The 11,504-nt window shown below is 66.2% G+C and carries 7 protein-coding genes; 3 read left to right on the forward strand and 4 right to left on the reverse strand.

Going from position 1 to position 11,504, the window contains the following annotated elements:
* The 4 genes from AC1Q7Q_RS24210 to AC1Q7Q_RS24225 all read right to left on the reverse strand — a co-directional run.
* On the reverse strand, positions 1 to 4,052 hold a 4,052-nt coding region (locus AC1Q7Q_RS24210), incomplete at its 3' end, for a two-partner secretion domain-containing protein (protein WP_492387228.1).
* A 19-nt stretch (positions 4,053 to 4,071) separates the two neighbouring features.
* Positions 4,072 to 5,799 (reverse strand): ShlB/FhaC/HecB family hemolysin secretion/activation protein, encoded by a 1,728-nt coding sequence (locus tag AC1Q7Q_RS24215; protein ID WP_492375298.1) that lies wholly within the window; start codon positions 5,797 to 5,799, stop codon positions 4,072 to 4,074.
* Positions 5,800 to 6,034: 235 nt separating this feature from the next.
* A complete protein-coding gene (locus AC1Q7Q_RS24220) occupies positions 6,035 to 6,826 on the reverse strand; it encodes a tyrosine-protein phosphatase (RefSeq protein ID WP_492375297.1) in 792 nt (263 codons plus the stop codon).
* A gap of 59 nt (positions 6,827 to 6,885) precedes the next feature.
* Positions 6,886 to 7,140, reverse strand: a complete 255-nt coding sequence (locus AC1Q7Q_RS24225) for an RNA-binding protein (protein ID WP_492375308.1) — start codon at positions 7,138 to 7,140, stop codon at positions 6,886 to 6,888.
* A gap of 401 nt (positions 7,141 to 7,541) precedes the next feature.
* Between AC1Q7Q_RS24225 and AC1Q7Q_RS24230 the strand changes: the two genes are divergently transcribed.
* Genes AC1Q7Q_RS24230 through AC1Q7Q_RS24240 form a run of 3 tightly spaced genes read left to right on the forward strand, consistent with a single transcriptional unit; the run spans position 7,542 to position 10,913 of the window.
* Positions 7,542 to 9,083, forward strand: a complete 1,542-nt coding sequence (locus tag AC1Q7Q_RS24230) for a DASS family sodium-coupled anion symporter (protein ID WP_492375296.1) — start codon at positions 7,542 to 7,544, stop codon at positions 9,081 to 9,083.
* 25 nt (positions 9,084 to 9,108) lie between these two features.
* Positions 9,109 to 10,158 carry an Ldh family oxidoreductase gene (locus AC1Q7Q_RS24235; protein ID WP_492375295.1) on the forward strand — a complete coding sequence of 350 codons (1,050 nt, stop codon included), beginning with the start codon at positions 9,109 to 9,111 and terminating at the stop codon, positions 10,156 to 10,158.
* A 59-nt stretch (positions 10,159 to 10,217) separates the two neighbouring features.
* Entirely contained in the window at positions 10,218 to 10,913 is a 696-nt protein-coding gene (locus AC1Q7Q_RS24240) for a transglycosylase domain-containing protein (RefSeq protein ID WP_309409935.1), read from the forward strand.
* The last annotated feature ends 591 nt before the right edge of the window (positions 10,914 to 11,504 follow it).

Here is an 11,504-nt window from a genome sequence, read left to right on the forward strand (position 1 = left end):
GAACCACTACCCGACGAGCCGCTGCCGCTCGATGACCCAGTGCCATCGCTCGTGTTGCCGCCGGAGCTACCGCTGGAAGAGCCACCGTTGCCGGACGAAGAGCCGCTACCCGACGAGCGACTGCCGCTCGATGAGCCCGCGCCATCGATCGTGTTGCCGCCGGAGCTACCGCTGGACGAACCATTGTTGCCGGACGAAGAACCGCTACCCGACGACCTGCTACCGCTCGATGAGCCCGTGCCATCGCTCGTGTTGCCGCCGGAGCTACCGCTGGACGAACCACTGTTGCCGGACGAAGAACCACTGCCCGACGAGCCGCTACCGCTCGAGGAGCCAGTGCCGTCGGTTGCGTTGCCGCCGGAGCTACCGCTGGACGAACCATTGTTGCCAGACGAAGAACCACTACCCGACGAGCCGCTGCCGCTCGATGACCCAGTGCCATCGCTCGTGTTGCCGCCGGAGCTACCGCTGGACGAACCATTGTTGCCGGACGAAGAACCGCTACCCGACGAGCCGCTGCCGCTCGATGAGCCCGTGCCATCGCTCGTGTTGCCGCCCGAGCTACCGCTGGAAGAACCACTGTTGCCGGACGAAGAACCGCTACCCGACGAGCCACTACCGCTCGATGAGCCAGTGCCGTCGATCGTGTTGCCGCCGGAGCTACCACTGGAAGAACCACTGTTGCCGGACGAAGAGCCACTACCCGACGAGCCGCTGCCGCTCGAAGAACCGCTACCCGACGATCCGCTTCCGCTCGATGAGCCAGCGCCGTCGCTCGTGTTGCCGCCGGAGCTACTGCTGGACGAACCACTGCTCCCGGATGACGAACCGCTACCGCTCGACGAGCCCGCGCCATCGGGCTTGCCACCGCTGGAGCTGCCACTCGACGAACCGCCGCTGCCGCTCGAACTGCCGGAGGACGGATCCAGTGGCGGCGGCGACGGCATCGGCACGGGAACGGGCGCCGGCGCCGGAGGCGGCGGAATCGGCACCGGGAATCCACCCGACGAGCTGCCGGATGAACCGCTACCGCTAGAAGAGCCCGATCCGCTGGAGGAACCCGAGCCACTCGACGAACCTGAACCACTCGATGAACCCGAGCTACTCGACGAACCTGAACCACTCGACGAACCCGAACCGCTCGATGATCCCGAGCTACTCGACGAACCCGAACCACTCGACGAGCCCGAGCCGCCAGACGAACCGGAGCCACTCGACGAACCCGAACTGGAGCTGGTGGCACACCCGCCGAAAACGCAAAGGACAGGAGCGCTGGTCCCTGACGCAGCCGCCCCCCAGATCGGCGCCTTGGCGGTGGTATCACTTGCAGACGTGGAAATCTGGGTGACGGTCTGAGTCGTCTGGAGGAGCTTTGTCCATGCCGGATTGGTGGGATCCTTCATCTGCGCTGGAGTCAACGCGGTCCCTCCTACCTGTGCAACGGCTTGCTTGTTTTGATTGTTCCAGACTCCCCACGCGGTATCGCGGGGAGGAAGGGAGCCGCTCGGCCCGCCGATCAGGCCGCCTCCACTGCCATTGTTTACCAGCCCGCTCGCATAGCTCGTATCGATCTCTTGCAGGGGTAGGTTTGCAGTCTCCAATTGCCCCACCAATCCACCTGCATAGACCGAGCTCTTGCCGGAAATCGTGGCAGTGACGTCTCCCGTGGCATAGCTGTTAAGGATCAGCGTCGAGCTTGAATAGCCGACCAGGCCACCTGCTCTGGCGGCATAGGACTTGACACCGGTGGCCGCTACGGATCCCGTGGCATAGCTTTGCTCGATGTGCCCCAAAGCGTTCCCGATCAGGCCACCAACAGCGTCGCCCCCACTGACCGCTCCCGTGGCAAAAGAGGCCGACAGGTAATCAGAAAAAGGACTGACGTATTGCCCGAACAGCCCGCCGACCGCGAGCTTGCCGGTGACCGATCCGGTTGCGTAATCCCAGTACAGCCCCCAAGACAAGTAGTTGCCGTAGATCATCTGGGCATCAGCGGTGTTCTCGACAAAACCGACGAGACCACCTACGTTGGTTGAGTTTGGAGCCGTCACGTCAACCGTGGCATAACTATGCGTCACGCCGCCCAGCATGATATGCCCGATCAACCCGCCGACATCATCGGCCGACCCCGAGACTTTCCCGCTACCGCTGACGTAGCTATTGCCGACCGTGCCTTGGAATTCATAGCCGACCAAGGCCCCGACCTCTCCCTGCCCGGTCACGCCACCAGGGCCGAGTACAAGGCCGACATTGCGGATGGCTCCGCTGTTCTGCGAGAACAAGCCTACCTTGTCCGTCGTCGGCAGGTTGATCTCCAGCCCGGTGATCCGGTGCCCCAGTCCGTCAAATGCCCCGGTAAAGGCCCCGAGGTTGGCACCCGCCATGCCAATCGGCGTGAAGGCGCCGCTCAGCGCCACGTCGCAGCCCAGGAAGTAGTATCCGTTCAGCGACAGGTTCTGCAAGTTCGACTGCGACTTGATCTGCGTGTAGGTATTGCCGTTGATGACCAGGCTGCCGCTCGAATTGAAATCGACACGCCCGGTGAAGCCACCACCATTCAGGCTGACTCCCATCCGTACGGTGCCGCCGCTGACTGTGGTGCCGGTGTTCATCGCCAGCGAGCCCTGCCCGCTCACGCTGGCCACGGCATTGAAGTTGATATTGTTCTGCGCGTTCAACGTCAGCGTGTTGGCGTTCCACGTCACCGCATCGTTGACGTGGATGCTGCCGTTGTCGGTGGTGCTGGTCCCCGCCGTGGCGCCATCGGTGGAGCTGATCGTGACATTGCTGGTGGCCAGCTTCGCGCTCAGCGCCGCGCCGGTGATGTCGCCGCCCGACGCGGCAATGGTGTAGTTGTTCGGGTCGATCAGCCAGTTCCCGGTCCGGCCCTGCGGCGCGCGCGTATCCACCATCGCGCTATCCGCGATCTTCACGTGCGAGCCCGACGTCTCCACGAAGCCGCCATCCCCGCCCAGGTTGCCGCCGCGCGCGCTGAGGGTGCCGTCCACCGTGGTCAGGCTGTTGGCATTGCCCAGGTCGGCGATCGCGATCACATTGCCGCCCTTGCCCGCGCTCTGCGCGGCGGCGTCGGCGTTGATGATGCCGCTTTGCTGAATGGCATCGCTGGCCAGCAGGCGCACCGTGCCGCCGTCGCTGGTCAGGCCCGTGGCCTCCAGCGTGCCCGTGTTGCGCACCACGCCGCCCTGCAGGCGGTCTGCCGCCTGCGCCGACAGGATGATCCGCCCGCCCGGCGCGCGCACGGCGTTGCCGTTCTCCACCAGCGCGGCGATGGTCGCCGGCGTCACCAGGATATTGGCCAGCGTGCGGTTGCCGCCGAACTGCAGTTCGTAGGCCTCGCCCGCGGCCAGCGCTACTGTGCCCAGTTGCGCCACGATGACGCCGTGGTTGCGCACCGCCGGTGCCAGCAGTGCGACGTACCCACCCAGCGCGGCCGTGATCTGCCCGTCGTTGACGATGCTGCCGGTGGCGCCGTTGCGCGTGAAGCGGTAGTTGCCCGCCATGAAGTCGGCATTGGTAATGCCGTGCGTGGTCGCCACCAGGCTGCCCACGTTGACGCTGGCAGTCGGCCCGAAGTACATCCCCGCCGGGTTGACGAAGAACACCTGCCCCGGCGCGTTGATGCTGCCGTAGATCTGGCTGGGGTTGCTGTCCAGCACGCGGTTGAGGATGGCCGCGCCCGCCGAGGGCTGCTGGAAGTTGACCGTGGCCGCGCTGCCCACGTTGAAGCTCTGCCAGTTGACCACCGCGTTCGGCGAGGTCTGCGTGACGTTCGTCGTGTTGCCGCTGGTGCTGATGCTGGCCTGCCCCGCCGCCACCTGCCCGCCGGTGGGCAGCTGGTTCGGCGCCGGTGGCGCGGCGTGCGCCAGGCCGATGCCGGCCAGCGCCGCCACCAGCGGCTTGATGGCAAGGCGGGCGCGCGTTGCGACGACGCCCACGCTGCGGCTGGCCTTGCCACGACTGCGCGCGGTCTCTGCCACGACGACCCAGGCACGCACGAGGTCGCTCCAGATCAGGCGATAGATCTTGTTCATAGACGGACTTCCGGGAAACTTAGAACGACAGGCTGGCGGTCAGCCAGACGCGGTTTTTGATCAGGGAGCCGTCCTGGTCCTTGCCGGACGGCGTGGCGTTCGGATTGCCGCCGATGCGGTGCGCCCAGGTCGCGCCCAGGTTCACCCCGCGCCCGGGCTGCCACTGCACGGCCAGCCCCGCCCCTTGTAGGTGGTAGCTGTTGGCCAGCGGCGCGCCGGGGAAGTTGTTGTCCCGATTGAGCGTGACGTGGCCCCAGTCATAGAAGCCAGACAGCGACACCCCGTACGGCAGGCGCCAGCGCAACTCCAGGTTGACCAGTTGCCCCTCGCTGCCGCCGCCCTCGCCGATCGGGTAGGCGCGCACGCCGCCCGGGCCGCCCAGGTAGAACTTCTCCGACGAATCCAGGTTCTTGCTGGCCATCTGCCCGGACAGCATGGCCGTGGCCGACAGTGCATCGGTCAGCACCTGTTGGCGCGACATGCCGTAGCGCAGCTTCAGGAACTGGCCGGCAGTGCGCGCCGTCATGGCGTCGGCGGCCTGCGTGGGCGACTGGCCCAGGTTCAGGTTGCCGCCGGTGAAAATCGCGCTGGCGGTGTTGGAGCCGCCGCGGCCCAGGTTATCGAACAGGTTGCCGCTCAGGCCCAGGCTCAGCGTGTTGTCGAAATAGCGGCTGGTGGTGACCTGGCTGGCCTCGTTGTCGTAGGTCTTATGGTCGTAATTGGCCACGAAGTAAAGGTTGCGCTGGCGCGCGCGGATCAGCGGATAACTCGCCTCCAGGCCTACCGTGTTGGAGTTGCCGCGCGCGTTCAGCGCCTTGAAGTCATCCGCCACCAGCCGGTAGTCCAGCCGCGAGGCGTTGGCGCCGACGCGCCAGCCGTCATAGCCCACCGGCACCGTGTAGCCTAGCCGCAGGTAGCGGTAGCCCTCGCTCAGCAAGCCGTTGGCCAGCAGCTGGTCGCCGAGGCCCGCCAGGCTGTTCACGCTGGCGTTGCCCACCAGCCGCGCCGCGCCGGTAGAGCGCGCGCCCTGGTTGTCCACGGCCACATTGCCGGTCGCCAGCGGCGTTTCCACGAAATTCAACGCCAGGTCGGTTTCCTGCTCCTGCGTGCCCGGCTGCAGCCGCCCCACCAGTGATACGCCCGGCAGGTCGTTGGCCAGCAGCAGAGCACGGTCCAGCGTCTCGGTATTCAACGGCTGGCCCACGGGCTGGTGTGCAGCGAAGCCGGCGATGATGCGCTCGCGGCTCACGCGCTGCGGGCCCTGGCCCTCGATGCGCACGCCGCCAAACACGCCTTCCACCACCTGGATGGTCACCACCCCCTCGCGCACGTCCTGCGCGGGCAGGTAGGCCCGCACCACCCAGCCCGCCGCGCGGTAGGCCTCGGCCACCGCGGCGGCGGCGGACTGCAGCTCGCTGAAGTCCAGCGGCCGGTCCAGGAAGCCGGCCACCACCGGCGCGAGCAGCGCCTCGCTCATCTGCTTGTTGCCGGCAAAGCGGAAGGCCTCGACCGTCACGGTGGCCTCGCCGCGCTGGCGCATCGGCGGCGGCGGTGCCGCGCGGTCCGGCGCCACCGGACGCGGCAAGGCCGGCGGCAGCTCCGGCTCGATCTGCTGGCGCAGCGCGCCGGCGTCGGGCGGGGTCTGGGCGAGGACAGGACCGGCCGCCAGGGCACTCAGGCACAGACCCACCAGTTGCCGCACACCGGCGGGCACCCGGCCGTAAGAACAGGAAATAGGACTACGCATTGGAGAATGAAATCGGAGACTTTTATATAGGCTCCGACTCTATCCAACGGCCAGCCAGAAAAGCTGACAAGTCCTGACATTGGCAAAAACGACCCCACGAGCGACCGCGCTGGGCTAAAGTCCCGCCGGCCGTCCGCCTCGCACTGCTACGATGGCCGGCGCTGCGCTAACGGTCCGTTGGGGGATGACGCGCTCGGGATGACGCGCTCGCAAAGCACCTTGGAGACAAGGATCGCTAAGCGCGTACGAGATAGGCCTGGCGCAGGCGCTCGGCATCCACCTTGAGCACGTCGCCCAGGTAGGCATCGATGCCGCCGTAGTCCTGCTCGATGGCATGCATCGAGGCTTCCAGGTAAGAGGCCTTCACCGCCAGCAGCGGCCACATCACCGCGGGATCGACACCGAACTGCGCCGCGCCGGCGCTCATCTTCTGGTTGAAGCCCTGGTTCCAGTGATTCGATTCCAGGTAGTTGGCCATGATGATGCCGCGCTCCACGCCCAGGCCGGCCAGCAGCAGCATCGAGGCAAAGCCGGTACGATCCTTGCCCGCGGTGCAGTGGTACAGCAGGTTGCCGCCCTGCTCCGCAGTCTTCAGGAAACCGCCAAAGGCGGCCTGGTACTTGCGCGGAAAGTCACCATAGACCTCCAGCATGAAGGCTTCCATCTGCTGCGCGCTGCCGTCGCGCAAACGCGGCATCAGCTCGGCCATCGACATACTGCCTTCGAGCACCGGCGTGGCGACCCAGCGGAAGGCCTCGCCAAAGGGGCTTTCCGCAGCGGTCTTCTCACCGGCCGAGCGGAAGTCGATCACCATGTCCAGCTGCAATGCGCGCAGCCGTTCCATATCCGCCGCGCTGGCCAGGCCCGGGTTGCCGCTGCGAAACAGCTTGCCGGCACGCACGCGGTGGCCGTCGCGCGTGGCGAGGCCGCCGAGGTCGCGCAGATTGACTACATTGTCCAGCGCAAGCGCTGCGTTGCCCGGCACGCCGGCACCTTGTGATGGCGCATCGGCCATGTTTTCCTGCATCGTGTGTCCCTGCCCTGTCTTTGTCGTTCGGTGGCGCGCGCACCGCACGTGTCGGCGGCTCAGCGCGCGCGATAGGCCGGCACATGCCAGCGCGTATGGCATCCAGCAATATAACGGCGATCGAGCTTCGCCACCAGTTTCCACACGCTCATCGGGTCCACATCGTCCAGATCCAGGTCGACCCAGGCCCAGGGATGCGCACAGTCGCCCTCGCAGATCAGCTCGATGTCCTTGACCCGCACGTAGGCGGCCAGCGCCGTGCGCAGCGCGGATGCGTCGACTTCGGCGCGTAGTCCTCTCACTAAAACCTTCATCATGCACTCCAAAGTTTTCAGATCACGTTCGGGCGGCTCATTAGTGTGCGGGGCCGCCGGTTGTTGTGCTCGCTGCGCAACGCCCGCAAGCCCTTGTATCGCAATGATCTGAAAGTCTGACCGCTTGGCGCATCGAAATTTCCCTGTGCGAGCCGGTTCTTTGATCCGCGTCATATGCGCCCGGATCCACCCTCGACAGGCACTGTTGGCCGGCACGATAATTTCCCCATGTCGAACGCGGCAGCCCGGCCGCAAGCCGGTCTCCCGCCTTCGCCAGGTCTTCACGGAACGCCGCCGAACGACGCCGCCACCCTGCCAGTCACAGGCTAGCCATCTGCCCGCGCGTGACGTCCGCCTTCCCGTGTCGAACCAAGATCAACAAGACAAGAAAAGGGAAAGCGATGACAGACCCGCGCACTCCAACCCAAGCCGTCCGCGCAGCCTCCCCCACCGATATCGGTGTGGCTGCCGCCGTGCCGCAAGCCGCGCCCGGCAAATCCACGCCATGGGGGCTCTACGCCGCCGTCCTGGTACTGATCGGCATACTCGCCCTGCCCCTGCCCCCGGACCTGCCGGTGGCGGGACATCGCATGCTGGCAATCCTCGCCTTTGCCATCGTGGTGTGGATCACCGAGGCGGTCTCCTACGAGGCCAGCGCCATCATGATCACGTCGCTGATGGCCGCACTGATCGGCTTTGCGCCCACGGTGGCGGACCCGGCCACGCAGTACGGCACCTCCCGCGCGCTCGGCATGGCGCTGGCAGGGTTCTCCAACACCGCGCTGGCGCTGGTTGCCGCCGCCCTCTTTATCTCGGCGGCAATGACGGTGACCGGGCTCGACCGGCGCATCGCGCTGGTCACGCTGTCGGCCATCGGCACCAGCACGCGGCGCATCCTGATCGGCAGCATCGTGGTGACCATCGCGCTGTCGCTGGTGGTGCCGAGCGCGACCGCGCGCAGTGCCTGCGTGGTGCCGATCATGATGGGCGTGATCGCGGCCTTCGGGGTCGACAAGAAATCCAATATCGCCGCCGGCATCATGATCACCGTGGCTATGGCCACCAGCATCTGGAACGTCGGCATCCAGACCGCCGCCGCGCAGAACCTGCTGACGGTGGGCTTCATGGACAAGCTGCTGGGCGAGCGCATCACCTGGCTGCAATGGCTGATCGCCGGCGCGCCGTGGGCCATCGTGATGTCGGTCGTGCTGTATTTCCTGGTGCGGTTCCTGTTGCCCGCTGAAACCGAGGCCATCCCCGGCGGCAAGGAAGCCGTGCAAAAGGAACTCGCCGGGCTGGGCCCGATGAGCGGCCCGCAGAAGCGGCTTGCCGCCGTGTCCATCGGGCTGCTGCTGTTCTGGGCGACCGAGGGCAAGCTGCACCAGTTCGACACCGCCACCGTGACCTTCGTCGGCCTGGTGATCCTGATGATGCCGCGCATTGGCGTGATGGACTGGAAGACCATGCAGCAACGCACGCCGTGGGGCACGCTGATCGTGTTCGGGGTAGGCATCAGCCTGGGTACCGCGCTGCTCACCACGCAGGCCGGCCAGTGGCTGGGCAAGTTCGTGGTGGCCAACTCCGGGCTCGCCACGCAAGGCCCGATCCTGGTGTTCGCCATCCTGGCCGCCTTCCTGATCCTGATCCACCTCGGCTTTGCCAGCGCCACCGCGCTCACCGCGGCGCTGCTGCCGATCCTGATCTCGGTGCTGCAGACGCTGCCGGGCGATATCAACCAGATCGGCCTGACGATGCTGCTCGGCTTCACCGTGAGCTTCGGCTTCATCCTGCCGATCAATGCACCGCAAAACATGGTTTGCCTGGGCACGGACACCTTCAACGGCAAGCAGTTCGCCAAGGTCGGCATCCCCGTGACGGTGATCGGCTACGCCCTGATGCTGCTGTTCGCCGCCACCTACTGGCGCTGGCTGGGCTGGATCTGAGCGCACACCGGGACAAGGAACGAACATGAAGATAACACTGCAATCCGCCACCCGGCTCGCCCGCGACCTGCTCGCCGCGCAAGGCGTGCCGACCGACATCGCCAACGACGTGGCCGAGCACCTGGTCGAGGCCGACCGCTGCGGCTACACCAGCCACGGCCTGTCGATCCTGCCCAACTACCAGCGCTCGCTGGCAACCGGCAACGTCAACCCGGCGGGCCGCGCCGAATGCGTGCTCGACCGCGACAGCCTGCTGGTGTTCGACGGCAACGGCGGCTTCGGCCAGCACGTGGGCAAGCGCGTCATCGAGACCGCCATCGAGCGCGTGCGCCAGCACGGCCACTGCATCGTCACGCTGCGCCGCTCACACCACCTGGGCCGCATGGGCCACTACGGCGAGATGGTGGCCAAGGAGCGCTTCGTGCTGCTGAGCTTCACCAATGTGATCAACCGCTCCCCGGTGGTGGCCCCCTACGGCGGCCGCACCGCGCGGCTGACCACCAACCCGCTGTGCTTCGCCGGGCCGATGCCCAACGGCCGCCCGCCCCTGGTGGTGGATATCGCCACCAGCGCCATCGCCATCAACAAGGCCCGCGTGCTGGCCGAGAAGGGCGAGCCCGCGCCGCAGAACAGCATCATCGACAGCGACGGCAACCCCACCACCGATGCCGGGGCCATGTTCAGCGAACACCCGGGCGCGCTGCTGCCCTTCGGCGGCCACAAGGGCTATGCGCTCGGCGTGGTAGCCGAGCTGCTCGCGGGCGTGCTGTCGGGCGGCGGCACCATCCAGCCGGAGAACCCGCGCGGCGGCGTGGCCACCAACAATATGTTCGCGTTGCTGATGAACCCGGAACTGGACCTGGGGCTGAGCTGGCAAGGCGCGGAGGTGGAAGCCTTCGTCAACTACCTGCACGACACCCCGCCCGCCCCGGGCTTTGACAGCGTGCAATACCCGGGCGAGTTCGAAGCCGCCAACCGCGCGCTCACGACCACCCACCTGGACGTGAACCCTGCGATCTGGCGCAACCTGGAAACCCTGGCAAAGGAGCTTGGCGTGGCGCTGCCGGCGGACTGAACCGGCGGGGCGGCTTGAGCCGGGGCAGGGACATGGCCGGTGCTGGCACAATACGGCCCATGGAACGTCTCTGGTCGAATTTTCTCAAGCTGGTGCTGCTGCTCATCCTGGGCGCGGCCCTGCTCGGCACGCTCACCGTGCTCGTCGCTCAGCGCCAGCTGCCCACGCTGGACGCGCTCACCACTTTCCGCCAGTCGCCCGGCTACGTGCCCATCGGCGAGATACCGCCCAAGCTGACCCAGGCGGTGGTAGCCATCGAGGACGACCGCTTCTACCTGCATGACGGCATCGACTATGTCGGCGTGATCCGCGCCGGCGTGGCCAACCTGTCCGATGAGCTGTCGCAAGGCGCCTCCACCATCACCATGCAGGTGGCGCGCAATTTCTTCCTCTCGCGCGAGAAGACCTACACCCGCAAGCTGTATGAGGTGCTGCTGGCTTACCGGATCGAACACGCCATGAGCAAGGACGAGATCCTCGAGCTCTACATGAACAAGGTCTACCTTGGGCAAGGGGCCTATGGTTTTGCCGAGGCGGCCGAGACGTATTTTGGCAAGCCGGTGGGCGAGCTGACTTTGGCGGAATGCGCGATGCTGGCCGGATTGCCGAAGGCGCCTTCGGCGAATAACCCGGTGGTGAATCCTCGGCGCGCCCGGCAGCGGCAGGCTTATATCTTGCTGCGGATGCTGGAGTTGGGGAGGATTGGGAGGGGGGAATATGATGCGGCGTTGTTGGAGCCGTTGAGGTTGAAGTAGGTAGATTGGGCGGCGTTGGTTTTTGCGCCCACGGGCCGCACGACATCCCGGTGCTGGGTTGGTTGCTGATTCTTTGAGCGGCGATGCAGCTTGCACCCAACAGCTATACGACATCGCTCTGCTTGGGGTGTCGCTGTTTCTTTCATCGGCGTTGGCTTTTGGACCCAAAAGCCGTACGACATCCCCCTGCGGGGGCTGCCGGTCACTCTTCTTTGCGTCGGCAAAGAAGACTAACGAGAAGAAAGCCGACCCTGCCGGGGGCAGAGCAATCGGGCTTATGTGGGGCGGTGGTTGCGTCGTACGGCCCGCAGTGTTGGCTGGCCTTTGCCATACCGGCTTGGAGGTCATCGCCACGGCATCACCCAATGGTCACGTGGTGGTGCCCCTGATCGCTTTGCTCGGTGAGCGTTCGGGCATCTGCCGTTCGCGGTGCGCAGCACCACGATCCTGCCTGCCCTCGTGGTTTCGTGGTTTTGTCTCTGGCGGCGGGCGCCCGGGTATTTGATGCCCTGCCGTACCGGCTCTACCGGCGCCTTACTCTCGGCTCCCCTGGTTTCGTGGTGGGCACCGTGGCCCGTGCGCGAGGGCCGC

The sequence above is a fragment of the Cupriavidus sp. GW823-FHT07A04 genome (assembly GCF_058794615.1).

Coding starts and splice junctions, on each gene's coding strand:
- AC1Q7Q_RS24230 (WP_492375296.1), top strand. CDS start 7,542: ATGACAGACCCGCGCACTCCAACCCAAGCCGTCCGCGCAGCCTCCCCC.
- AC1Q7Q_RS24235 (WP_492375295.1), top strand. CDS start 9,109: ATGAAGATAACACTGCAATCCGCCACCCGGCTCGCCCGCGACCTGCTC.
- AC1Q7Q_RS24225 (WP_492375308.1), bottom strand. CDS start 7,140: ATGAAGGTTTTAGTGAGAGGACTACGCGCCGAAGTCGACGCATCCGCG.
- AC1Q7Q_RS24215 (WP_492375298.1), bottom strand. CDS start 5,799: ATGCGTAGTCCTATTTCCTGTTCTTACGGCCGGGTGCCCGCCGGTGTG.
- AC1Q7Q_RS24240 (WP_309409935.1), top strand. CDS start 10,218: ATGGAACGTCTCTGGTCGAATTTTCTCAAGCTGGTGCTGCTGCTCATC.
- AC1Q7Q_RS24220 (WP_492375297.1), bottom strand. CDS start 6,826: ATGCAGGAAAACATGGCCGATGCGCCATCACAAGGTGCCGGCGTGCCG.